General features: G+C 57.5%; 22 protein-coding genes, 1 tRNA gene and 1 pseudogene. 11 read left to right on the top strand and 13 right to left on the bottom strand.

Annotation, left to right across the window (positions count from 1 at the left end; all coding sequences use genetic code 11):
* Positions 1–771, top strand: coding sequence for an amino acid ABC transporter ATP-binding protein (locus ACNQ62_RS11895; RefSeq protein WP_005849767.1), 771 nt, complete (start codon positions 1–3; stop codon positions 769–771).
* A gap of 31 nt (positions 772–802) precedes the next feature.
* On the opposite strand, the gene ACNQ62_RS11890 is transcribed toward ACNQ62_RS11895, so the two are convergent.
* The 10 genes and pseudogenes from ACNQ62_RS11890 to rpmH form a co-directional block, all read right to left on the bottom strand.
* Positions 803–1,300: a SixA phosphatase family protein gene (locus tag ACNQ62_RS11890; protein WP_168592995.1), complete on the bottom strand. Its 498-nt coding sequence runs from the start codon at positions 1,298–1,300 to the stop codon at positions 803–805.
* Between the two features lie 94 nt (positions 1,301–1,394).
* Entirely contained in the window at positions 1,395–2,258 is an 864-nt protein-coding gene (gene argB, locus ACNQ62_RS11885) for an acetylglutamate kinase (protein ID WP_174226614.1), read from the bottom strand.
* A gap of 30 nt (positions 2,259–2,288) precedes the next feature.
* On the bottom strand, positions 2,289–2,939 hold the full coding sequence (gene yihA, locus ACNQ62_RS11880) for a ribosome biogenesis GTP-binding protein YihA/YsxC (protein ID WP_418094939.1): 651 nt from the start codon (positions 2,937–2,939) through the stop codon (positions 2,289–2,291).
* 3 nt (positions 2,940–2,942) lie between these two features.
* Positions 2,943–3,170 (bottom strand): annotated as a pseudogene (locus ACNQ62_RS11875) (MOSC domain-containing protein); the annotation flags it as partial.
* A 216-nt stretch (positions 3,171–3,386) separates the two neighbouring features.
* Complete coding sequence (yidC, locus tag ACNQ62_RS11870) at positions 3,387–5,201, bottom strand: membrane protein insertase YidC (RefSeq protein WP_064215822.1); 1,815 nt, start codon at positions 5,199–5,201, stop codon at positions 3,387–3,389.
* Positions 5,202–5,316: 115 nt separating this feature from the next.
* Positions 5,317–6,087, bottom strand: coding sequence for an EAL domain-containing protein (locus ACNQ62_RS11865; RefSeq protein WP_418094938.1), 771 nt, complete (start codon positions 6,085–6,087; stop codon positions 5,317–5,319).
* 390 nt (positions 6,088–6,477) lie between these two features.
* Positions 6,478–7,305 (bottom strand): tRNA 2-thiocytidine(32) synthetase TtcA, encoded by an 828-nt coding sequence (ttcA, locus tag ACNQ62_RS11860; RefSeq protein ID WP_037965964.1) that lies wholly within the window; start codon positions 7,303–7,305, stop codon positions 6,478–6,480.
* A gap of 95 nt (positions 7,306–7,400) precedes the next feature.
* A complete protein-coding gene (yidD, locus tag ACNQ62_RS11855) occupies positions 7,401–7,622 on the bottom strand; it encodes a membrane protein insertion efficiency factor YidD (protein WP_386175622.1) in 222 nt (73 codons plus the stop codon).
* Positions 7,619–8,029 (bottom strand): ribonuclease P protein component, encoded by a 411-nt coding sequence (gene rnpA, locus ACNQ62_RS11850; protein WP_005849750.1) that lies wholly within the window; start codon positions 8,027–8,029, stop codon positions 7,619–7,621. The genes yidD and rnpA overlap by 4 nt, the downstream gene beginning before the upstream one ends.
* Positions 8,030–8,075: 46 nt before the next feature.
* Positions 8,076–8,210, bottom strand: coding sequence for a 50S ribosomal protein L34 (gene rpmH / locus ACNQ62_RS11845; RefSeq protein WP_005849748.1), 135 nt, complete (start codon positions 8,208–8,210; stop codon positions 8,076–8,078).
* A gap of 298 nt (positions 8,211–8,508) precedes the next feature.
* On the opposite strand from rpmH, the gene ACNQ62_RS11840 reads away from it, so the two are divergent.
* The 4 genes from ACNQ62_RS11840 (at position 8,509) to ACNQ62_RS11825 (ending at position 12,209) form a co-directional block, all read left to right on the top strand.
* Positions 8,509–9,243, top strand: a complete 735-nt coding sequence (locus tag ACNQ62_RS11840; protein WP_064215823.1) for a TVP38/TMEM64 family protein — start codon at positions 8,509–8,511, stop codon at positions 9,241–9,243.
* Positions 9,240–10,658 (top strand): dihydrolipoyl dehydrogenase family protein, encoded by a 1,419-nt coding sequence (locus ACNQ62_RS11835; protein WP_418094937.1) that lies wholly within the window; start codon positions 9,240–9,242, stop codon positions 10,656–10,658. The genes ACNQ62_RS11840 and ACNQ62_RS11835 overlap by 4 nt, the downstream gene beginning before the upstream one ends.
* Before the next feature lie 11 nt (positions 10,659–10,669).
* Positions 10,670–12,055 (top strand): sensor histidine kinase, encoded by a 1,386-nt coding sequence (locus ACNQ62_RS11830; RefSeq protein WP_418094936.1) that lies wholly within the window; start codon positions 10,670–10,672, stop codon positions 12,053–12,055.
* Positions 12,056–12,132: 77 nt separating this feature from the next.
* A tRNA-Arg gene (locus tag ACNQ62_RS11825) sits at positions 12,133–12,209 on the top strand.
* A 206-nt stretch (positions 12,210–12,415) separates the two neighbouring features.
* On the opposite strand, the gene ACNQ62_RS11820 is transcribed toward ACNQ62_RS11825, so the two are convergent.
* From ACNQ62_RS11820 to ACNQ62_RS11810, 3 genes are all read right to left on the bottom strand, one after another.
* Entirely contained in the window at positions 12,416–13,663 is a 1,248-nt protein-coding gene (locus tag ACNQ62_RS11820; protein ID WP_289080395.1) for a saccharopine dehydrogenase family protein, read from the bottom strand.
* A gap of 30 nt (positions 13,664–13,693) precedes the next feature.
* On the bottom strand, positions 13,694–14,788 hold the full coding sequence (locus tag ACNQ62_RS11815; protein WP_418094935.1) for a carboxynorspermidine decarboxylase: 1,095 nt from the start codon (positions 14,786–14,788) through the stop codon (positions 13,694–13,696).
* A 128-nt stretch (positions 14,789–14,916) separates the two neighbouring features.
* Positions 14,917–15,777 carry a MurR/RpiR family transcriptional regulator gene (locus ACNQ62_RS11810; RefSeq protein WP_005849734.1) on the bottom strand — a complete coding sequence of 287 codons (861 nt, stop codon included), beginning with the start codon at positions 15,775–15,777 and terminating at the stop codon, positions 14,917–14,919.
* Between the two features lie 114 nt (positions 15,778–15,891).
* Between ACNQ62_RS11810 and ACNQ62_RS11805 the strand changes: the two genes are divergently transcribed.
* The 6 genes from ACNQ62_RS11805 to ACNQ62_RS11780 all read left to right on the top strand — a co-directional run bounded on the left by ACNQ62_RS11805 (position 15,892) and on the right by ACNQ62_RS11780 (position 22,412).
* Positions 15,892–16,659: an N-formylglutamate amidohydrolase gene (locus ACNQ62_RS11805; RefSeq protein ID WP_418094934.1), complete on the top strand. Its 768-nt coding sequence runs from the start codon at positions 15,892–15,894 to the stop codon at positions 16,657–16,659.
* A complete protein-coding gene (locus ACNQ62_RS11800; RefSeq protein WP_418094933.1) occupies positions 16,656–17,177 on the top strand; it encodes a TRAP transporter small permease subunit in 522 nt (173 codons plus the stop codon). Before ACNQ62_RS11805 ends, ACNQ62_RS11800 begins: the two co-directional genes overlap by 4 nt.
* The gene (locus ACNQ62_RS11795) at positions 17,167–18,492 is read left to right on the top strand and encodes a TRAP transporter large permease (RefSeq protein ID WP_005849728.1); all 1,326 of its coding nucleotides are present in this window, start codon (positions 17,167–17,169) and stop codon (positions 18,490–18,492) included. Before ACNQ62_RS11800 ends, ACNQ62_RS11795 begins: the two co-directional genes overlap by 11 nt.
* Before the next feature lie 67 nt (positions 18,493–18,559).
* Positions 18,560–19,597, top strand: coding sequence for a TRAP transporter substrate-binding protein (locus ACNQ62_RS11790; RefSeq protein ID WP_418094932.1), 1,038 nt, complete (start codon positions 18,560–18,562; stop codon positions 19,595–19,597).
* A gap of 73 nt (positions 19,598–19,670) precedes the next feature.
* Positions 19,671–21,032, top strand: coding sequence for a glutamine synthetase family protein (locus ACNQ62_RS11785; RefSeq protein WP_005849725.1), 1,362 nt, complete (start codon positions 19,671–19,673; stop codon positions 21,030–21,032).
* Between the two features lie 3 nt (positions 21,033–21,035).
* Complete coding sequence (locus ACNQ62_RS11780; protein ID WP_340244299.1) at positions 21,036–22,412, top strand: aldehyde dehydrogenase family protein; 1,377 nt, start codon at positions 21,036–21,038, stop codon at positions 22,410–22,412.
* Position 22,413 lies beyond the last annotated feature (1 nt).

The raw sequence follows: 22,413 nt of genomic DNA, 5'->3' as shown, positions 1-22,413 counted from the left end.
ATGGCTGAACAAGCACAAGCGCTGAAAGTCTCGAACGAGGTCGCGATCAGCATCGAGAACATGAACAAGTGGTACGGTACTTTTCACGTACTGCGGGATATTGACCTGACCGTTTACCGTGGTGAACGTATTGTTATTGCCGGACCGTCGGGCTCGGGGAAGTCAACTCTGATCCGCTGTATCAATGCCTTGGAAGAGCACCAGAAAGGCCGGATCGAAGTCGACGGTACGGTGCTGTCTTCGGACGTTAAGAACATCGACAAAATCCGCTCCGAAGTCGGGATGTGTTTCCAGCACTTCAACCTTTTCCCACACTTGACGATCCTCGAAAACTGCACGCTTGCTCCGATCTGGGTGCGAAAAACACCTAAGAAAGAAGCCGAAGAAATCGCGATGCATTTCCTTGAGAAGGTTAAGATCCCGGATCAGGCGGACAAGTATCCAGGTCAGCTTTCTGGTGGTCAGCAGCAACGCGTAGCGATCGCGCGCAGCCTGTGTATGCGTCCGCGTATCATGTTGTTTGACGAACCAACCTCAGCCCTGGACCCGGAGATGATCAAAGAGGTCCTGGACACGATGGTCGAACTGGCCGAGGAAGGCATGACGATGCTCTGCGTGACGCACGAGATGGGCTTTGCCCGTCAGGTGGCCAACCGCGTCATCTTTATGGATGAAGGCCAGATCGTCGAACAGAACGAACCTGAAGAGTTCTTTAACAACCCCCAAAGCCCGAGGACCAAGCTCTTCCTCAGTCAGATTTTGGGCCACTAAGTTTCAAGGGCGGGGATTTCCCCGCCCTTTTTTATTGGGCAAGCATCCGTGGCGTCATGTACGCCTGTACGTCGCCGCTGTGCCAGTGCACACCCCTCCAATCGTCCACTTCGAATGACATCACCATTGTCGCACCCGGTGGGCTTCCCGCTGCAAGATGAGCTGTGGCACCTACACGGGGCAGGAGGTGCGCCATCTCTGCCACGCCGGGGTTGTGCGCCAGAAGTAATACTGTGGACCCTTCAGCGCCCTGTATGGCCGCCATCAGCCGTTCTGTATCTGCTAGATAAAGGCGGTCTGTGAAGATTCGTTTAACAGCGGAGGGAATTTCCAAAAGTTCGAGCGTTTCCGACGTTCGCCGAGATGCAGAACATAGTGCAAGGTCAGGTCTGTAGTCTTCGGCGTCGAGCCATCGCCCGATTGCATGTGCGTCTTGCCGACCTTTGTCATCCAAAGGCCGGTCAAAGTCCGTCGCGATCCCCGCCGGCCAACCTGCTTTTGCATGGCGCATCAGAATAAGGCGTCTCATCAACGTTTCCTTAATGTATCGGCCGCATAAGCAAGAAGCTCAAACAGCCGGAAACAGGGGAGGGTGCAATATGCAGTAATGTATATAGTCGTTGTTACTGGCCGCGGATAATGCTCCCTGCGCCATGTTCGGTGAAAAGCTCCAACAAGCAGGCGTTAGGGGCTCTCCCGTCCAAAATCACCGCTGCGCGCACGCCACCGTCGATCGCATCAAGCGCAGTTTGTGTTTTGGGTATCATACCACCGGCAATCGTTCCGTCTGCCACCATCTCGCGTATCTGGCTCGCTGTTAGCTCCGTCAGTACGTCGCCTTCGGCATTCTTCACGCCCGCAACGTCGGTAAGCAGCAGCAAGCGGTCTGCCTTCAGCGCAGCTGCAATCGCGCCCGCCGCAGTATCGCCGTTGATGTTAAATGTTTCACCGTTGCGGCCCATGCCAAGGGGCGCAATCACCGGGATAATCCCTTTGTCGGCTAGATCGCGGAGCAAACGGGGGTTTACTTCGGTCGGTGCGCCAACCAACCCCAGCTCTGGGTCCTCTTGATCACAGATAATTAGGCCGCTATCCTTGCCAGACACACCGACGCAACGCCCACCCTGTGCCGTGATCGCTTGCACAATGCGGGCGTTCACAAGGCCCGACAGAACCATTTCAACGATTTCCATCGTGGCAGCGTCGGTCACCCGTTTGCCGTTTACGAATTCGGACTTGATGTTCAGCCGACCGAGCATGTCATTGATCATCGGGCCGCCGCCGTGAATGATGACGGGGTTCACGCCGACCTGGCGCATAAGTGCTACGTCGCGCGCGAACTCTTCCATCGCATCGTCGCTGCCCATGGCGTGACCGCCCAGCTTTATAACAACGGTCGCGTCAGCGTAACGCTGCAAGTAGGGGAGCGCTTGACTCAGGGTGCGTGCGGTGGCGATCCAGTCGCGATTCATGTCTTGTTTTCTCATTCTCTGCCTCGGTAAACGCCGAAGTGCTCGTCACTCCAACGTCGCGATAATGGCACGGAGCGTAGGGATGCCCCAGCCCTTTTCAGAAGACGTAACCACGATTTCGGGGTAGGCGGCTGGGTGCTTGGCAAGCGCACCGCGGACCTGATCCAGAACCTTCTGACGCTCAGCTTCTTTAACCTTGTCGGCTTTCGTGAGGACACATTGAAAAGTCACGGCTGAGCTATCTAGCAACGACATGATTTCGTCATCGACCTTCTTCACACCATGCCGCGCGTCGATCAGCACAAACGCCCGGCGGAGCGTTTGCCGACCTGAAAGGTACTGTTTCAGCAACCGTTGCCATTTTTCGACGACGGGTAGAGGGGCGTTTGCATAGCCATACCCGGGCAAATCGACGAGGTAGTGATCGTCGGCCGCGGTAAAATAGTTGATCTCTTGCGTGCGCCCCGGCGTGTTGGACGCTCTCGCCAGCGCTTTTGTGCCCGTCAGGGCATTGATCAAACTCGATTTACCAACGTTTGATCGCCCTGCAAAACACACCTCCATCCGGTCGGCGGGTGGCAGGCCGTCCATCGCGACAACGCCTTTCACAAACAGCGTTTCGCCTGCAAATAGCATGCGGCCTTTTTCGGCTGCATAGGCATCAGGCTCTTCGGCGATGCTAAATTGGACTTGCATGAGTTAGATTACCTTTACCTGGTCGCTAATTGCGACGGAGCCCGTGTGAATGACCTTGGCGTATACGCGGAAATCTTGGTGATCCCAAGTGCTCAATACGCGCAATATGTCGATGTCGCGTTCGCCGTTGTGTGGATTCGCGGTGATAGCTTGGCACGGCTTGGTGCGTTCCCATACGAGTAGGACAGTTTTGCCAACTGACACGTCGTTCCCGACCCAATCAAGCTCGCTCCATGGTGTTGCGGCATCAAACCAATGGTACTTTTGACCCGGTGCTCAAATTTGCACAATGCGACCATTCGGTCTCATCTAGAGGCACCGTGCCATGCGCCACCGCCCAGGTCTGGTTCCAGGGCATCGACTGCCCCGTGGAGGGCGCTATATGATCCAGCTCTTCGCGACCATTGCTTTTGAGCGGGTGGCGATAGAGCTGGGTCACCGTTGTCATTATTTCGGATCACCCTTCCGTCCGAATTTCATGCTGCCTTTAATGTTTCCTAGGATATCAGGCTTATAGCCCTGGCTGCGCATGATCAGGTACTGCTGCGTAAAGGTAATCGTGTTGTTTGCGATCCAGTAGACAACGAGGCCAGATGCGAAACCGCCAAGCATGAACATAAAGACCCAGGGCATCCAAGCAAAGATCATCTGCTGTGTGGGATCGGTAGGAGCCGGGTTCAGTTTCTGTTGCAGGAACATCGAAATACCCAGCAGCAGCGGTAGGATCCCGATAAAGACCAAGGCCAGAACGGTCCCTGCTTCGGGCGCAGCCCATGGCAGCAGTCCATAGAAGTTGAAGATAGATGTCGGGTCTGGGGCGCTCAAATCCTGAAACGGGCCGAAGAAGGGTGCGTGGCGCAGCTCCAACGTAACGAAGATCACTTTGTAGAGGGAAAAGAAAATCGGGATTTGCATCAAAATCGGCAGACAGCCGGCGGCTGGATTCACTTTCTCGCGTTTATATAGCTCCATCATGCCCTGTTGAAGCTTTTGACGGTCGTCGCCTGCATCCTTTTTCAGCTTCTCCATCTGTGGCTGAAGCTCTTTCATCTTCGCCATCGAAACGTAGGATTTATACGCAAGTGGGAAGAGCAGAGCTTTGATCAGCAACGTCAGGCCGATGATCGCGACACCCATGTTGCCGATCAGCAGGTTTAGATGGTGAAGTACCCAAAAGATCGGTTTGGTCAGGAAAAAGAACCAGCCCCAATCGATGGAGTCGATAAATTTGTACACGCCTTGCGCCTCATAGTCGCGCAAAATTTCCCATTCTTTTGCGCCGGCGAACAACTGTGTGGTGACCGTTGCTGTCTGACCGCTTGCGACAGTTTGCGTCGGCATCACGGATTCGGTTTGAAAAATCTCGGTGCGTGGCAGGTACTTGACTGATAAGCGCGTTGGCTGTGCCGGATCCGGGATCAGGTTGGTCATGAAATAGTGCCCGGTGAAGCCGATCCAGCCGTTGGTGACACCGTCAATACGTTTGGATGGCACGCCGTTCACGACATCCAGCTCGGGAATATCATCCCAAGCGGTCTCAAGCAGTTCACCATTGTTCATGGCGACAAGGCCCTCGTGCAGAATGAAGAAATTCTGCGCGTCGCTTGGAATACCGTGGCGTGCAATTAGCCCGTAAGGTGCAAGTGAAACCGAGTTTTCGGAAGTGTTCTCAACCTTCTGTTCGATCTTGAACATATAGTTTTCGTCGATTGAGATGGTGCGTGAGAAAAGCTGACCGGCGTCGTTGTCCCAAGTGAGCGTGACCGGGGTTTCGACTGACAGCGTCTCACCTTGGCTAAGCGTCCAAAGGGTGTTTGGTCCTGGAACTTGTTCAGGGGCAATCCCCGCACCTGGAGCCCAGCCGTATAGTGCATAGTATGCGTCGGGTGTGCCTGCAGGTGATAGCAAGCTTACGATGGGAGCATCTTCTTCGATAGTTGTGTTGTAATCCTTCAAATGAAGGTCATCGACCCGCCCCCCTAGCAGTGAGATTGAGCCGGAAATGCGAGCCGTTTCAACGGGAATACGCGGTGCTTCTTCGAGAGCTGCCGTTGCCTCGTCCGACGCGTCGGTAACATTGTCCGCTGCGCCTGCACTTGAAGGGACAACAGCCTCTGTCGAGGTTGCGTCCGTCACTTGCTGTGTGGCAGCCGGGTCAGTGATGGTTTCGGTTTCCGGAGGCGGAAACAACACGAACCATCCTAGGATGACTATGAAACTTAGAACCGTCGCGAAAATGAGATTCTTGTTTTGATCGTCCATGTGACCGTCACCTGATGCCTGTAATATCAGCGTGGGTTCAACAGAGTAAGGCACCAAAGGTCAAGTAGATTCGCCTTTTCCCCTTTGGTGCATACTGATCTGTCGAAGCTGAACATCAACGAATGCCACCTACCACACTGGGCAGGCGTGTCAGTTTTTGGCTATGTGTATGCATCCAAGTGGTCGCTTCGTGTATCTGCATGGGCGGCGCGATGCCGTCGCCTTGAACATGGTCGCAGCCCAGTTGAGACAATAAGCTATGCTCTCCGGCGGTTCGTATATCACCGGCCAGGGTTTCGACGCCTAAATCATGAGCCATCGCAACTACCGCTGACAGGATGCGGCGACGGTTGGGGTGTTTATCAACGTCATTGGTGAGAGACGGTTCGATAATCGCGAGGTCAATGCCGCATTTTTGAATAATCTCAACGCAGTGCGGACCGCTGCCAAAACCGTTAAGCGCGATACCGCATCCTAGCGTACGAAGGTCGCGGCATGTGGAAATCAGTGGGTGAGAAGGCGTATGCTGGCAAAGGTGTTGCGGTAGGGCTAGTCGCAAAGTACCGGGTTTGACGTCAAGACGATCAAGTTCCCATTCCAGTTTTGCCGGCAGCTGCACGTCATCCACTTGCTCGGTAGACAGGCTGCATGTGATGATAAAAGGAAAGTGAGACGTTCGTTGCAGGGTTTTGGCCCTGTGCAGCGCGTGGGTCAGACTGCTGAAGTGACTGAAAGGAGTTTCATCCTCTGCAATTTCCGATGCGTTGAGCGGCGCGGCCATATCGGTGTTCATGCTGGTGTGGCAGGCCGGAACTGCAGAAAACCCGGTGATCATACCGGAATGGGTGGATATCTGAGGCTGAAATAGAGTTCGAGCGTGCTGCATCGGTTCCCGAGGTGTAGGATCGGTGCCGCCGCTTGGTCGGGCAGTGGCCGTCCTATCCAGGGGGCGCGTTCGCATTGGTTCTGATGGTGTACTACGCCACCTATCTGAAGCCAAATACAGCAAAGGGGGGGCGATAAAGCCGATGAAAATTAACCCCTGCCAGCCGAACCAAAGCACGGACAACGCAAACCCCAGCAAAAGCACGAGGCCAGCGGGTAAATGACGACGGGTTGTGCTACGCTCGGAACGATTAGATTGAAGATCCTGTTGCAAATGAAGCCTCGGCTGACAGTGTTACCGCCATACCTATAGCCCTTGCCTCTGACCAAAAGATTAATGTTCTGCCTTTGGTCTACAGAATTTGAATAAAACTCTCAGCTTTTCGAGGGTTTACTTGTCCCGAGTGAGGCCTGCAAAATCAAACAGGTTCGGGTCCAACAGATGCGAAGGGCGTGCGTTCATCAGCGCGCGGAACATCACCTGACGGCGTCCGGGGCTATTCGCCTCCCAGCCGTCTAGAATCGATTTTACCTGCTGGCGTTGCAGACCGTCTTGCGAGCCGCACAAATCACACGGAATGATTGGATAATTCATGGCAGTAGAGAATTTTTCGCAATCGACCTCCGCAACATGGGCGAGGGGGCGGTATAGAAACAGATCGCCTTCTTCGTTCACGAGTTTTGGCGGCATGGTTGCCAAGCGCCCGCCATGAAACAGGTTCATGAAAAACGTCTCTAGGATATCGTCACGGTGGTGGCCTAGGACAACAGCGGTACATCCTTCTTCGCGTGCGATGCGATAGAGGTGCCCCCGACGAAGCCTACTGCACAGCGCACAGAATGTGCGGCCCGCGGGTATTTTATCCATGACGATGGAATAGGTGTCTTGGTATTCGATGCGGTGTTTGACACCCATCTTTTCAAGAAACGCGGGCAAGACCGTGGCGGGGAAATTGGGCTGACCTTGATCGAGGTTGCAAGCGACCAGTTCGACGGGCAGAAGACCGCGCCATTGGAGCTCGTGCAAGATGGCCAGCAGGGTGTAGCTATCTTTGCCCCCGGACATGCAAACCAGCCATTTGCCGCCGGGTTCGATCATCCCGTATTGCTCAATCGCCTCGCGCGTTTGTCGCACAAGACGTTTGCGCAGTTTGCGAAACTCGGTGCTTTGGGGGGCACCGTTGAAGAGCGGGTGAATATCTTCGGGTTGATCAAGCATGGGCTTGGCTTAGTGCAACTGGGTTTGCCGATCAAGCGCCAGTGCATGTGTATGGCGGCGATTGGTGATGTAGAGTAAGGAGAGAAGAGGAAGGGCTAGTCCGGTACGTTGTCGATGCCGCTATCGCCCCAAGGGTGGCAGCGAGCGATGCGCCGCAGGGTGAGCCAGCCGCCCTTGAGGCCGCCATGTTTAGCAAGTGCTTCCAGCGCATATGCGCTGCATGTCGGGTGGTACCGGCAGTTGTGGCCAACCCAGGGGCTGAAGACGAGGCGATACCCTTTCACAGGCAGTGCCAATACGCGCGCCAAAGGGGTCACTTTTTTGAACCAGAGCGTTGCTTGCCGTGCAGGATCCCCAAGGCTTTGGTGAAATCCGACTGCAATTTGTCAAAAGGGAGGGATGCCGTGGCATCGCTGCGACCTACGAGGACATAGTCCATACCGTCGCGTCCCTCGTGAGGGAGCGTCAGGCGTGCGACTTCGCGTAGACGTCGTTTGGCCCGATTGCGCGCGACGGCGTTGCCCACTTTTTTAGAGCAGGTGAATCCAACCCGTATGCCATCGGCTTCGCCCGCTGCGCGTTTACGCATCTGCAGGATGAAGCCGGGCATAGCGACCCGAGGGGCACGGGATGCCCGTTGAAAGTCGGGACGATTTTTGAGCGTTTGCACACGTAAAGAAACCGCCGGAAGCGTTTCCTCTGGTGTGGCGATGCTGCCATCCATAGGTGCCTCCGACGGTGTCATATCTTTTTGAAACCGAGGTCGCGTATTACGCGCTCAGTTCCTTCCGGCCTTGTGCACGGCGCGCGTTGATGATCTTGCGACCCGCTTTGGTTGCCATGCGTGCGCGGAAACCGTGGCGCCGTTTGCGCACAAGGTTTGAAGGTTGATAGGTGCGTTTCATCGCTCCGACTCCACTTTATACTTTAGCACGCGACCAGATTCGGCGCGTCACTGTCATTTCAAGCCCTGCTCCTAAAGCTGCAGCACGGGCAAGTCAAACCCTTGGTGCCGTTATTTCGGCCTTTGCAACAAATTAAGCCAGCTTATCTGCGCAATGTTACAGTTTTCTTGGGAATTGCCGTGACATCGTCATAAAAGCCGCCTTCACATCAACCACACGTGAGCACCCTATCTGACTGGCGATATTTGACCCATCTAATAAGGAGCAACTTATACCTTTTTGAAAGTGACCCGACAATATGTCCGCACAAGCCTCTGAAAAGCCTTCGTGGTTTCGCTATTTGCCCTTTGTGGTCATCTTGGCGGTCGCGGTGATCGGCTATTTCGCCCTGCGCGATTACCTTACCTTCGAGACGCTGCGCGACAACCGCGAGGCGCTGATCGCTTTTCGTGACCAGCACTATGCGCTGACGATCCTCGTTTTTCTGGGTATTTATATCATGATTGTGGGGTTCTCCCTTCCAGGGGCGAGCGTGGCAACAATCACTGGCGGCTTTCTATTCGGGACAGTGTTCGGCGTTCTGGCAAATGTCACCGGCGCGACACTGGGGGCGGTCGTGATCTTTCTTGCCGCGCGTATGGGTCTCGGAGAGACATTGAAGGCGCGCATGGACGCGTCGGAGGGGCTTGTGCGGAAGGTCAAAGCGGGCATTGACGAAAACCAGTGGTCGATGCTTTTCTTCATACGATTGGTGCCCGTGGTGCCCTTCTTTGTGGCGAACCTTATTCCTGCCTTTCTGGGCGTGCCTCTGTATCGCTTTGTGATCTCTACCTTTCTAGGGATCATTCCCGGGTCACTTGTGTTCACCTCAATCGGTGCCGGGCTGGGTTCCGTTTTTGCACGGGGTGAAACGCCAGACTTCGGCATTATATTCGAACCTCACATCCTGCTTCCCATTCTGGGGCTTTGCGCTTTGTCGGTGCTGCCCGTCGTGTTGAAAGCTGTCACCGGCAAAAAGGAACTTTTGAAATGAACCGCATTAAAACCGACCTGTTGATCATTGGCGCAGGCTCCGGCGGGTTGTCCGTCGCGGCGGGGGCGTCGCAAATGGGGGCGGATGTTGTGCTGCTTGAAGGGCACAAGATGGGCGGCGACTGCCTAAACTTTGGCTGCGTGCCGTCGAAGGCGCTGATTGCTACGGGCAAGGCGGCCTATGGGCAGCGGCACAGCGCGGAATATGGCGTGGCCAATGCGGCGGGCGAGGTGGATTACGCCGCAGCAAAAGATCATGTGGTGGACGTGATTGCTCAGATCGCGCCGGTCGATAGTCAGGAACGCTTCGAAGGCTTCGGGGTCAACGTGATCCGGGAGTACGGGCGCTTCATCTCCGAAGACGAAGTGCAGGCCGGAGATACGGTGATCAAGGCGCGGCGCATCGTCATCGCGACGGGATCATCGCCGCTGGTACCCCCGATTACAGGTCTGGATAAAACGCCGTACGAGACGAACGAGACCTTGTTCAATCTGCGCGAAAAGCCCGAGCATCTGCTGATCATCGGTGGCGGGCCGATCGGGATGGAAATGGCGCAGGCCCACATACGCATGGGGTGCAAGGTTACCGTGATCGAGGGGGATAAAGCGCTTTCAAAGGACGACCCCGAACTTGCCGCCATCGTTTTGCAAACGCTCAAGGACGAAGGCATCGAGATTGCAGAGGGTGCGCAAGCCGCTGAAATCCGTGGGGATGTCGGCGCGATAGAGGTGGAAGCAAAAGACGGGCGCGTTTTCAAAGGCTCGCATCTTCTGGTAGCCGTCGGCCGCAAGGCAAACACGGATCGTCTGGATCTGGAAAAGGCGGGGATCGAACCGATCAAGAACGGGATCAAGGTTGACGATTCCCTGCGCACCACCAACCGCAAGGTCTATGCCATTGGCGACGTCGCAGGCGGAATGCAATTTACCCATGTTGCGGGCTATCACGGCGGCGTCGTGATCCGGTCGCTGATGTTCGCGCTGCCCGCCAAGGCGAAGACGGCGCATATCCCTTGGGCCACCTACACCGACCCAGAACTGTCGCAAGTCGGCCTGACCGAGGCGCAAGCCAAAGAGAAACACGGTGACAAGCTGGAGGTCGTGCGCTTTCACTATAACCACAATGATCGCGCCATCGCGGAGCGTAAAACCAAAGGTTTGATCAAGGTCATGGTGGTCAAGGGGCGCCCCGTGGGCGCAAGCATCGTCGGTTACCAAGCAGGAGAGTTGATCAACCTGTGGGCTTTGGCGCTGGCAAATAACATGAAAATGAGCCAGATTGCGTCTATGGTTGCACCTTATCCCACCATCGGCGAAATCAACAAACGTGCGGCGGGGGCGTATTTCAGTCCGCGTCTGTTCGAAAGCGATTTGGTCAAGACTGTCGTTCGACTGGTGCAGCGGTTCATCCCATAAAGCGCGCGCCTATGCTCAAATCCCTCTCCGGCAGGCTTCTTATTCTGACCACCATCTTTGTGATGCTGGCAGAAGTGTTGATCTTTGTGCCCTCTATCGCCCGCTTTCGCGAAGAATACATGATGAACCGGCTAGAGAGGGCGCAGATCGCGTCGCTGACCCTGCTCGCAAGCGATATGATCGACCCCGAGCTTGAGGCAGAGCTGTTGCGCACCGCGCAGGTGTTTAATGTGGTGCTGCGGCGGGACCGCATACGGCAATTGGCACTGTCGTCCCCGATGTCGCAGACGATCAAAGAGACATACGATCTGCGCGATGCCTCCGCATGGGTGTTGATTCGCGATGCGTTTCATCAGCTGGCCGAAACAGAGCCGGGGGTGATCCGCGTGATCGGTGCCCCGGTGCAGGATGCGGGTCTGCTGATCGAAATCACGATGGAGGCGGGCTCCTTACGGACGGCCATGATTGACTATGGTATTCGCATTCTGGTGCTTTCTGCCGCCATCTCGATGATCACGGCGTTTTTGCTGTTTCTGACCATGCGGGCGTTTTTGCTGAAACCGATCAAGGGTGTGGTCGGGCATATGCAGAACTACGCGCTTGCCCCCGAGGATGCGCGACGAATCATTTCGCCTTCTGCTGGTGTGACAGAGGTGCGAGAGGCCGAGGAAGCTTTGATGAAGCTTGAAACCGAACTGACCCAAGCCCTGCGCCAGAAAGAGCGTCTGGCGCAGCTGGGGCAGGCGGTGAGCAAGATCAGCCACGATCTGCGTAACATACTGACATCGGCACAGTTGTTTACCGACCGGATCGAAATGTCCGAGGATCCGACGGTCAAACGCATGGCGCCCAAGCTGGTCAGCTCAATCACCCGCGCCGTGCACCTGTGCGAATCCACGCTTGCCTTTGGCCGCGCGGAAGAGCCAAGCCCGACGCTGACGGTCACGCCACTGTTGCGCATCGTGGATGACGTCGTTGATAGCGAGCGGCTGGCGATCAACGGGGCGGACCTGACGTTCACCTGCGACGTGCCGCAAGATTTGCACGTGCGCGCCGATCCGGAGCATTTGTTCAGGGTCTTGGCGAATCTTGTGCGCAACGCCCGACAGACGATCATCGCCACGGGTAAATCTGGCGAAATCATCGTTGCTGCCAGTGAACAGGCCGGCGACTGGGTGATCCGAGTCAGCGACAACGGCCCCGGCCTTCCCCCAAAGGCGCAGGAGCATCTGTTCACTGCGTTCAAGGGCGGTGCGCGCAAGGGGGGCTCCGGTCTGGGCCTTGCCATCGCGGCAGAGCTGGTGCGCGGTCACGGTGGGACGCTCAAACTGTCAGAGACAAGCGCGTCGGGCACGGTTTTCATTGTGACATTGCCCAAGGGCGACGGGTCTTTCTAATTTGTTTGAAGAAAATTCACGTTAGGCAAAAGAAGGGGTTGCAAACCCCCGCGCCCACAACTAAACCCCGCCCTAACGGACCGATAGCTCAGCTGGATAGAGTACCTGACTACGAATCAGGGGGTCGGGGGTTCGAATCCTCCTCGGTCCGCCACTTTCAAACATCGTTAGATTTTGAACTTGGCGGCACAACCGTCCGCAATTTTCATAATAAAATTGATCACCCTGCACGCATGATCGCGCGCTGGGCTGTTTGTGTTTATCGTTTGATTTTATGGGGGTACGGCCCTTCGGGGTGAGGTAACCCGCGCGGGTGCAAGGGCGCGCGGGTTGTTGGTGTGGGTGCCTCATGCGGCAGGCTTAGGCGATGGCCTCGTCCCAGCCGGTGTCCTGATCCGCCAGTTTGACACGGGTCGGCAGACCGATGGTGTCGAGCAGGGCGAACAGCGGCTTTGGGTCCAGCTCTTCGACGTTCACCATCGTGCCGGTGTCGTAGGTGCCATCGGCAATCAGCATCGCCATCGCCACGGGGGGCACGCCAGCGGTATAGGAAATGCCCTGGCTGCCGACCTCGTTATAGGCGTCCTTGTGGTCGGCGACGTTGTAGACAAACACCTCTACATCCTTGCCGTCTTTGGTGCCTTTCACCAGATCGCCAATGCAGGTCTTACCAGTATAGTTCGGCGCAAGGGTCGACGGGTCGGGTAGTACGGCTTTGACCACCTTCAGCGGCACGACCTCGAGCCCTTCGGCGGTCACAACGGGCTGTTCAGACAGCAGGCCAAGGTTCTGCAGCACGGTGAAGACATTGATGTAGTGATCACCAAAGCCCATCCAGAAGCGCACGTCGGCCTCCGGATAGTTCGCGGCGAGCGAATGCACCTCGTCATGGCCGGACATATAGGCCTTCTGCTTGCCAACGACGGGCAGATCCCATTCGCGGCCGACCTCGAACATCTTGTTCTCTTGCCACGCGCCTTCCTGCCAGCTGTAGACCGTGCCGGTGAATTCGCGGAAGTTGATCTCGGGGTCGAAGTTGGTCGAGAAATACTTGCCGTGATTGCCCGCGTTGATGTCGACGATGTCGATGGATTTCACGTCGTCCATGAATTCGTCCACGGCGAAACGGGCGAAGGCGTTAACCATACCGGGATCGAAGCCTGCCCCCAGAATGGCGGTGGTGTTGGCCTTGGCGCAATCCTCGCGGCGTTTCCATTCGTAGTTGCCGTACCACGGGGGTGTTTCGCAGATTTTGGTCGGGTCTTCGTGAATGGCCGTGTCGATATAGGCGACGCCGGTGCGGATGCAGGCTTCGAGCACGGTCATGTTCACGAAGGGCGAGCCGACATTGATCAGGATCTGCACGCCGAGGTCGTTGATCAGCGCCTCTACCGCGTCGCTGTCCATCCCGTCGACCGCATGGGCCTTGAATACGCCGTCCTGTTTCATCGCGCCTTTGGCATGCACGCTTTCAATGATCGCTTCGCATTTTGACACGGTGCGGCTGGCGATATGCAGATCGCCCAACACGTCATTGTTTTGCGCGCATTTATGCGCCACGACCTGAGCCACGCCACCGGCGCCGATGATAAGAACGTTACGTTTCATGTATTCAGTACACCTCTTGTAAGGGAAGGGTTAGGAGAGGGCGGATTTGAAATCCTCGTAGTCGAATGACCGGACCGATGTGATCGTTCCATCAAGTTCACGAATGGCGATGCCGGGCATCTTGACGCCGTTGAACCAGTTCTTCTTGACCATAGTATAGCCCGCAGCGTCCTGAAACGAAATGCGGTCGCCGGGTTTAAGCGGGGCGCCGAACTTGAACTCGCCAAAGATATCGCCTGCAAGGCAGGATTTGCCGCAGATCATCCAGTCGTGGTCGCCGGTGTTCGGGGCCACTTTGGCGGGCTCGCGGTAGATCAGCAGATCCAGCATATGCGCCTCGATGGAGCTGTCGACGATGGCAAGGTTCTTGCCGTTGTGCAGCGTGTCGAGCACGGTCGTCTCTAGCGTGGCGGCACCGGTAATCGCGGCTTCGCCCGGTTCGAGGTAGACCTGCACGCCATAGGTATCCGACAGGGTTTTCAACCGCGCGGCCAGACGGTCCAGCGGGTAGCCTTCGCCGGTGAAATGGATGCCACCACCAAGGCTGATCCAGTCCATCCGGTGGATCGTGTCGCCAAAGCGGTCCTCGATCAGCGTCAGCATGTCAGCGAAACGGTCAAAATCGTCATTTTCGCAGTTGTTGTGGAACATGAGCCCGGTGATGCGGTCGGCCACGGCGGCGATCTGCGCCGGATCATGTTCGCCCAAACGGCTGAAGGGGCGGGCGGGGTCGGCCAGATCGAATTCCGATGTCGACACACCGGGGTTCACCCGCAGCCCGCGCGTATGCCCTGCCGATGCCACATCGAAACGGTCCAGCTGGCCGATGGAATTGAAGATGATCTTGTCGCTATTGGCCAGCACCTCGGCGATCTCGTCATCGTCGTAGGCGACTGAATAGGCGTGGGTTTCGCCGCCGAATTTCTCGTACCCCAGTTTGACCTCATAGAGCGAGGAGGACGTGGACCCATCCATATACTGCGCCATGAAGTCAAAGACCGACCATGTGGCAAAGCATTTCAACGCCAGCAAGGATTTCGCGCCGGATGCCTCGCGCAGCCAGGCGATCTTTTCCATGTTGGCCTGAAGGCGAGATTTGTCGATCAGATAATACGGGGTCTTCATGGCAGATCCTTTACAAAACGACGCAGACGCGGTGCGCGTTCCGATTAGGGGATGTTGCCGTTCAACGCAAACTCTGATGTGCCACGAACGGAGGACGCAGCGGCGGCGTGCGGGGATGCGGCTGGGGCTTAGTTGCTGCGAAAAATACGCGACTCGCCTATCATCTGTTCCAGCGCCGCGATCCTTTCGGCACTCTGGTCGGAGCTGCGCGATTGCACGTCGGCGACCAGCGCTTCGATCAGAAAGTTGATCGCCAGCGTTGAGTCCCAGCTCGACGGCACCTCGACCATGGCGCGGAAACAGTGGCGGGCGTGTTTTTCGATAGGCGACCCCCAAGCATCGGTGAACAGCACGATGGTCGCGCCTTGCTTGACCGCAAGATCGGCGAGCTTTTCCAGCTCTTTTTCGTAGCGGCGGATGTCAAAGACGATCAACACTGAACCCGCGTCCATATCCAGCAAGGATTGCGGCCATGCACTGGGGGAGGAATCGAGCAGGGTGACCTGCGGCCGGATGATCTGCAGGTGGTTGAAAAAGTAATGCGCGTTGGACCGCGTGATCCGCCCGCCCAGCAGATAGAGCCTGTGCGACGGATCGGAAAGCAGCGCCGCAACCTCGTCGAATTCAGCCAGATCAAGCCGTTCAAGCGTGCGGTTCACATTGCCCGATACCGCCTGAATAAAGCGCGATACCATGTGATCGCTGCTGTCACCGGGGGTGTCGAGCTTGGCCAGCGGCTTTTTCATCCGTGCGCCGATTTCATCGCGGATGGCGTCCTGCATATCCGAGAATCCATCGAACCCCAGCTTGCGCGCCAGCCGGATGATGGTGGGCGATGACACCTCGGCCAGCTCGGCCAGCCGTGTGATGGATTGCAGCCCCGTGAGCAACTGGTCGTCCAGCAGAACAGCCGACAGTTTACGCTCTGCCGCCGTTAGCTCGGTCTGCTTTTCTTTCAGCAGATCGCGGACCAGTGCTTTTTTGTGCAACTCATGTTCCTTTCGGTACAGCGCAGATCAGTGTGAAGCAAAGATTACAGAAAAAATCTTGACAGGCTAGAAAATTCTGTAGTGATTGTGAGGCAACAAGACGATAGGGGCACCGTGACCAATACCGACTGGAATGCCGTAAACATCGTGAACCCGCAGGGGCAGGGGGGCTGGCTGTTGGTGTGTGAACACGCCTCGCGCCGGATACCCGATGCGCTGGACGGGTTGGGGTTGTCCCCTGCGGCAAGCTGTTCGCACGCCGCGTGGGACATCGGCGCGCTGGATGTGGCGCACGCGCTGTCAGATGCTCTGGACGCGCCTTTGGTGGCCGGTGACATCTCCCGTCTGGTCTATGATTGCAACCGCCCGCTTGCGGCCCCGGACTGTATTCCGGCGCGCAGCGAGATTTATGACATCCCCGGAAATGCCGCTTTGGACGGTGCCGGACGGCAGCAGCGTTTTGATCAGGTGCATACGCCATTTCACGATGCGGTCGCCCGTGTTCGCGAAAGCTGGCAGCCCACCAAAGCCGCACCGGTGCTGGTCACGATCCACAGCTTTACGCCTGTCTATAACGGGGCGACCCGCGCGGTTGAACTTGGCTTTCTCTACCACGCGCAGCCCGCCGCCGCGCAGGCATTGCTGGCGGTTGAACAGGCGCGGGGGCGCTATGCTTCGGCGCAGAACGAACCCTATGCCGCGACTGACGGCGTGACCTATACGCTTGAAAAACATGGCGAGGCGCAGGCGCTGCCCGCCGTGATGATCGAGATTCGCAATGATCTGATCGATACACCCGAAAAAGCGCAGGCCATGGCGCGGCATCTGGCCGAAAGCCTGACCCAAGCCTTTCCCATCCCCGACAGCGAGGCCGCAGAATGAACGCGATGCGCAGATATATCCGGGTGGTCGACGGCTTTAACTATGGCCTTGGCCGGATCATGATGTACGGGATTTTCGTGCTCATGGGGATCCTGCTGTGGTCGTCCTATAACAAGGCATTCGCCTCGCCGCAGATCTGGACGCTGGAAATGGCGCAGTTCGTGATGGTGGGCTACTACATCCTTGGCGGGCCTTATGCTTTGCAGATGGGCGCGAACGTGCGGATGGACCTGTTCTATGCCGAATTGACCCCGCGCAAGAAGGCCTGGACGGACTGTATCACCGTCTTTTTCCTGCTGATCTATCTGGTGATCCTGCTATGGGGCGGTATCGAATCCACGATGTATTCGTTCAAATACGGGGGGGAGCGCAGCCCGACCGCGTGGCGCCCCTATATGTGGCCGGTCAAAGTGACCATGTGCATTGGCATCACCCTGATGCTGCTTCAAGCTGTATCTGAACTGTTCAAGGACATCCTTTTCCTCAAATCGGCAGAGGAGACCCGCGATGCCCTATGAGTTGATCGCCATCCTGATGTTTTCGACCATGATGCTGATGCTGCTGACCGGACAGCGGGTGTTCGGGGCCATCGGCTTTGTCGCGGTGATTGCGGCGCTGTTTCTTTGGGGGGATCGCGGCGGCTATGACATCGGGTTCTCTGCCGCGATCAAGCTGATGCGTTGGTATCCGCTGCTGACCCTGCCGATGTTCATCTTCATGGGCTACGTGCTGTCGGAAAGTAAAATTGCCGACGACCTATATAAAATGTTTCACGTGTGGATGGGCGGTCTGCGCGGCGGGCTGGCCATCGGGACGATCGGGCTGATGGTGCTGATCTCTGCTATGAACGGCCTGTCGGTGGCGGGCATGGCGATTGGGGCCACGATTGCGCTGCCCGAGCTTTTGAAACGCAACTATGACAAGCTGATGGTGACAGGGGTCATTCAGGCGGGGTCCAGCCTTGGTATCCTTGTGCCGCCGTCGGTCGTGCTGGTGCTCTATGCGATGATTGCGCGGCAACCAGTGGGGCAGCTGTGGCTGGCTGGCGCGATCCCGGGGCTGATGATGGCCACGATGTTCATCATCTATATCGCCATCCGCTGCCGCCTGAACCCCGATCTGGGCCCCGCCCTTTCCGCCGAGGAACGCGATGTGGGCTGGCCCGAAAAGCTGCGCTTGCTGCGCGCGGGCCTGCTGCCGGTTGTGATCTTTGCCGTGATGATGGTGCCCTTTGTGAACGGCTGGACCTCGCTTGTCGAAAGCTCTGCCATTGGTGCGATTGCGGCCTTTCTGGCTGCGGTGCTCAAGGGGCGGATGACGCGGGCGGTGTTCGAGACTTCGGTGCGCCAGACCCTTGCGATCACGTGCATGTTCATGTGGATCATCCTCGCCGCGCTGGCCTTTGGTGCGGTGTTCGACGGGCTTGGGGCGGTCAAGGCGATTGAAAACCTGTTTACCGAACAATGGGGTCTGAATCCTTGGGTGATCCTGATCCTGATGCAGCTGTCGTTTCTGGTCATGGGGACGTTTCTTGACGACACGGCGATGCTGGTCATCGTGGCCCCGCTCTATGTGCCGCTGGTGGGTGCGCTCGGGTTCGATCTTGTGTGGTATGGTGTGCTTTATACGATCACCTGCCAGATCGCCTATATGACGCCGCCCTTTGGTTATAACCTGTTCCTGATGCGCGCCATGGCCCCGCCAGAGATCACGATCCGCGATATCTACCGGTCGATCATCCCCTTTGTCGGGGTCATGGTGCTGGCGCTCGCGGTGGTCATGATCTTCCCGCAGATCGCGCTTTGGCTGCCGGACTATGTCTATGGAAAATAAGCATTAACAACCAAGCGGTCAGAGCAACTGGCCCTTTTCATCCCAACCCCAACAAGGAGTATGAGACATGACAACAAGACGTAAGTTCCTGAAAGGTGCCGCCGTTGCCGGTCCGGCAACCCTTGCCGCACCATCGATCCTGCACGCCCAAGAGCCGATCCGCTGGCGTTTCCAGACCTATGCGGGGTCTGCACTTGGCGAAGAGGTGACGAAACCCGCTATCGACGCAATCAACGCCGCTGCCCAAGGTGAGCTGGAAATCGAGCTTTTCTATGCCGACCAGATCGTCCCCACGGGCGAGCTTTTCCAAGCGCTGCAACGCGGCACCATCGACGGCGTGCACTCGGATGATGACTCCATGGCGTCGCCCACGCCTGTGCGGTCCTTCGGCGGGTATTTCCCGCTGGCGACGAAACACGCGCTCGACGTGCCGGTGCTGTTCAACCAATACGGTCTGGCCGACATCTGGCGCGAGGAATACGCCAAGGTTGGCGTGCACTGGCTGTCTGCGGCGGGGCAAGACCCGTGTAACTTCAACACCGTCAAGCCGATCAAATCGCTGGCCGATATGGACGGGCTGAAGCTGTATACCTTCCCGACGGCGGGTCGCTTCCTGTCACAATTCGGCGTCGTGCCGGTCAACATCCCCTACGAGGACGCCGAAGTCGCGGTGCAGACGGGCGAGCTGGACGGTATGGCGTGGTCGGGCATCACCGAAGACTACACCGTTGGCTGGGCCGATGTGACCAACTACTTCTGCACCAACAACATCTCGGGGGCGTGGATCGGGTCGTTCTTCGTCAACGCAGAGAAATGGGCAGAGCTGCCGGACCACCTCAAGCAGATCGTGAACTCCGCAATCGAGGCAAGCCACACCTATCGCAACCAATGGTACTGGGGCGGCGAGGCGCGCCTGCGTGCATCGGGCGAGAAGCTGGAGCTGACATCCGTACCGCAGGATGAATGGAAAGTGGTCGAGGAAGCGGCAGTGGAATTCTGGGACGAGATGGCGGAAGAAGGCGAAACCGCCGCCAAGATCGTGCAGATTTTCCGCGACTATAACAACGTCATCTCGAAAGCGGGCCCGCCCTATACTTTCGGCTGATCCGGCTTTGACATCATGACCATCGGGGCGGCGCATCTGTGCCGCCCCCTCACATCAAAAGGGACGTTTGCAGATGGGCAACCTTACTTTCGACACGCTCAAGGACCTGGCCGCCAAAGGCGAGGTGGACACGGTGCTGGTGGCACTGGTGGACATGCAGGGCCGCCTGATGGGCAAGCGTTTTCACGTCACGAATTTCATCGATCATTCCCATGCGGAGACGCATTGCTGCAACTATCTGCTGGCAACCGATCTGGTAATGTCCACGCCCGAGGGCTTTGCCTCGACCAGCTGGGAAACCGGCTATGGCGACTATGTGCTGCGGCCTGATCTCTCGACCATGCGCCATGTGCCTTGGCTGGATAAAACCGTGCTGGTGCTTGGCGATGTGCTGGATCACCACACCCACGAACCTGTCTCCCATTCGCCGCGCGCCATGCTGAAAAAGCAGATCGCCCGACTGGATGCGCTTGGTTTTGACGCGATGATGGCAACCGAGCTTGAGTTCTTTCTGTTCGAGGGCGACTACCGCACCTTGCAGAAAGAAAAATACGCCAACCTCGTGCCCCTGAACGGCCACAACGAAGACTACTGCCTGTTCCAGACCACGAAAGAGGAAAGCTTCCTCCAGCCGCTGCGCAACCATCTGGTGGGGGCGGGGATTCCGGTCGAATGCACCAAGGGCGAGGCCGAGGTCGGCCAGCAAGAGCTTAACATCCGCTATGCCGATGCGCTGGCCTGTGCCGATCATCACACGATTTCGAAACAAGCGGTGAAAGAGATCGCCTATCAGCAGGGGTTCTCGGCCTCTTTCCTGCCCAAGTGGTCGGCGGATAAGGTGGGGTCGTCCAGCCACGTGCATATGTCGCTGTGGAAAGACGGCACGCCCGCGTTCTATGACAAGGACGCCAAGCTGGGGATGTCGCAGATGATGCAGCATTTCATGGCCGGCCTGATCGCCTATGCCCCTGATATCACCTATTTCTTCGCGCCCTATATCAACAGCTACAAACGCTTTGCCAAAGGCACCTTTGCGCCTACGAAAACCGTCTGGTCTGTCGATAACCGCACCGCGGGCTTCCGGCTGTGTGGCGATGGCACCAAGGGTATTCGCGTTGAATGTCGCATTGGCGGGTCTGACCTGAACCCCTATCTGGCGCAGGCTGTGCTGCTCGCGGCAGGGCTGAAGGGGATCGAGGAAAAGCTGCCTTTGCAAGAGCCGACGATGGGCGATGTCTACGAAGACGCCAACGTCACCGAAATCCCCCGCACCCTGCGTGCCGCGACCCAAACGCTGCGCAACTCTGCCATGCTGCGCGAGGCCCTTGGCGACGACGTGGTTGACCACTACACCCGCGCAGCCGAATGGGAGCAGGAGGAATACGACAAGGTCGTGACCGACTGGGAAATCAACCGCGGATTTGAGCGAGCATAAACCATGACAAACACTTTGAAATGTATCTCACCGATTGACGGATCGGTTTACCTTGAACGCCCGGTCCTGTCGCTGGAGGCGGCGCGCGATGTCTGCGCCCGTGCCAAGGCAGCACAAGGCGCATGGGCCGCGCGCCCCTTGGCCGAACGTGTCCAACTGGTGCGCGATGCCATTGCCGAGGTGGGCAAAACCACCGATCGTATGGCGCAGGAACTGGCGCATCAGATGGGCCGTCCCGTGCGCTATGGCGGCGAGTTCGGCGGCTTTGCCGAGCGCGGCAACTATATGGCAGATATCGCCGAAAAGGCGCTGGCCCCGACGATTGTCGAAGACAGCGACAAGGCCACCCGCAAGATCACCCGCGAGGCGCGCGGCGTTGTACTGGTCGTGGCCCCGTGGAACTACCCCTATATGACGGCGATCAACACGGTCGCGCCAGCGCTGATCGCGGGCAATACCGTGGTGCTGAAACACGCCACCCAAACCCTGCAAGTGGGTGAACGTCTGGCCGAAGCTTTCCACGCCGCCGGCATCCCCGACGATGTCTTCCAGAACGTCTTTCTTGATCACGACACCACCTCGGCGCTGATCGCTGAACGGCAGTTCGGCTTCGTGAACTTCACCGGCTCGGTCGGGGGCGGCAAGGCGATGGAGATTGCGGCCGCAGGCACCTTCACCCCTGTCGCGACCGAACTGGGGGGCAAAGACCCCGGCTATGTGCGCGCCGACGCGGATGTCGACGCCGCTGTTGACGGGCTGATGGATGGGGCGATGTTCAACGCGGGGCAGTGCTGCTGCGGGATCGAACGGATTTATGTGCACGAAAGCCTGTATGATGCCTTTGTCGAAAAAGCTGTGGCTTGGGTCAATGCGCTCAAGCTTGGCAACCCGCTTGAGACGGATACCGATATCGGCCCCATGGCGAACGTCCGTTTCGCCGCCGAGGTCCGCGCCCAGATTTCCGAGGCCGTCGCCGCCGGTGCGACCGCGCTGATCGATACCTTTGAGGCGGATGACGGCGGTGCGTATCTCACACCGCAGATCCTGACCAACGTCACCCACGACATGCGCGTGATGCGCGACGAAAGCTTTGGCCCTGTCGTGGGCATCATGCCTGTCAAAGACGACGCCGAAGCGATTGCGCTGATGAACGACTGCCAGTTCGGCCTGACCGCCGCGATCTTTACCAAGGATGCCGATGCTGCCGATGCCATCGGCGCGCAGCTGGAAACCGGCACCGTGTTCATGAACCGCTGCGATTACCTTGATCCGGCCCTGTGCTGGACCGGCTGCAAGGACACAGGGCAGGGCGCGGGCCTGTCCGAGCTTGGCTATCAGGCGCTGACGCGCCCCAAATCTTACCACCTGAAAAAGGCTTGAT

Source organism: Sulfitobacter sp. SBS6, assembly GCF_048285585.1.
GTDB lineage: Bacteria > Pseudomonadota > Alphaproteobacteria > Rhodobacterales > Rhodobacteraceae > Sulfitobacter > Sulfitobacter pontiacus.
This window is presented reverse-complemented; position numbering and strand designations above follow the sequence as displayed.

What these genes read in the sequence shown, in the direction of transcription:
- ACNQ62_RS11895 (WP_005849767.1), top strand. Translation starts at nt 1, where the DNA reads ATGGCTGAACAAGCACAAGCGCTGAAAGTCTCGAACGAGGTCGCGATC.
- ACNQ62_RS11890 (WP_168592995.1), bottom strand. Translation starts at nt 1,300, where the DNA reads ATGAGACGCCTTATTCTGATGCGCCATGCAAAAGCAGGTTGGCCGGCG.
- argB (WP_174226614.1), bottom strand. Translation starts at nt 2,258, where the DNA reads ATGAGAAAACAAGACATGAATCGCGACTGGATCGCCACCGCACGCACC.
- yihA (WP_418094939.1), bottom strand. Translation starts at nt 2,939, where the DNA reads ATGCAAGTCCAATTTAGCATCGCCGAAGAGCCTGATGCCTATGCAGCC.
- yidC (WP_064215822.1), bottom strand. Translation starts at nt 5,201, where the DNA reads ATGGACGATCAAAACAAGAATCTCATTTTCGCGACGGTTCTAAGTTTC.
- ACNQ62_RS11865 (WP_418094938.1), bottom strand. Translation starts at nt 6,087, where the DNA reads ATGCAGCACGCTCGAACTCTATTTCAGCCTCAGATATCCACCCATTCC.
- ttcA (WP_037965964.1), bottom strand. Translation starts at nt 7,305, where the DNA reads ATGCTTGATCAACCCGAAGATATTCACCCGCTCTTCAACGGTGCCCCC.
- rnpA (WP_005849750.1), bottom strand. Translation starts at nt 8,029, where the DNA reads ATGGATGGCAGCATCGCCACACCAGAGGAAACGCTTCCGGCGGTTTCT.
- rpmH (WP_005849748.1), bottom strand. Translation starts at nt 8,210, where the DNA reads ATGAAACGCACCTATCAACCTTCAAACCTTGTGCGCAAACGGCGCCAC.
- ACNQ62_RS11840 (WP_064215823.1), top strand. Translation starts at nt 8,509, where the DNA reads ATGTCCGCACAAGCCTCTGAAAAGCCTTCGTGGTTTCGCTATTTGCCC.
- ACNQ62_RS11835 (WP_418094937.1), top strand. Translation starts at nt 9,240, where the DNA reads ATGAACCGCATTAAAACCGACCTGTTGATCATTGGCGCAGGCTCCGGC.
- ACNQ62_RS11830 (WP_418094936.1), top strand. Translation starts at nt 10,670, where the DNA reads ATGCTCAAATCCCTCTCCGGCAGGCTTCTTATTCTGACCACCATCTTT.
- ACNQ62_RS11820 (WP_289080395.1), bottom strand. Translation starts at nt 13,663, where the DNA reads ATGAAACGTAACGTTCTTATCATCGGCGCCGGTGGCGTGGCTCAGGTC.
- ACNQ62_RS11815 (WP_418094935.1), bottom strand. Translation starts at nt 14,788, where the DNA reads ATGAAGACCCCGTATTATCTGATCGACAAATCTCGCCTTCAGGCCAAC.
- ACNQ62_RS11800 (WP_418094933.1), top strand. Translation starts at nt 16,656, where the DNA reads ATGAACGCGATGCGCAGATATATCCGGGTGGTCGACGGCTTTAACTAT.
- ACNQ62_RS11795 (WP_005849728.1), top strand. Translation starts at nt 17,167, where the DNA reads ATGCCCTATGAGTTGATCGCCATCCTGATGTTTTCGACCATGATGCTG.
- ACNQ62_RS11790 (WP_418094932.1), top strand. Translation starts at nt 18,560, where the DNA reads ATGACAACAAGACGTAAGTTCCTGAAAGGTGCCGCCGTTGCCGGTCCG.
- ACNQ62_RS11785 (WP_005849725.1), top strand. Translation starts at nt 19,671, where the DNA reads ATGGGCAACCTTACTTTCGACACGCTCAAGGACCTGGCCGCCAAAGGC.
- ACNQ62_RS11780 (WP_340244299.1), top strand. Translation starts at nt 21,036, where the DNA reads ATGACAAACACTTTGAAATGTATCTCACCGATTGACGGATCGGTTTAC.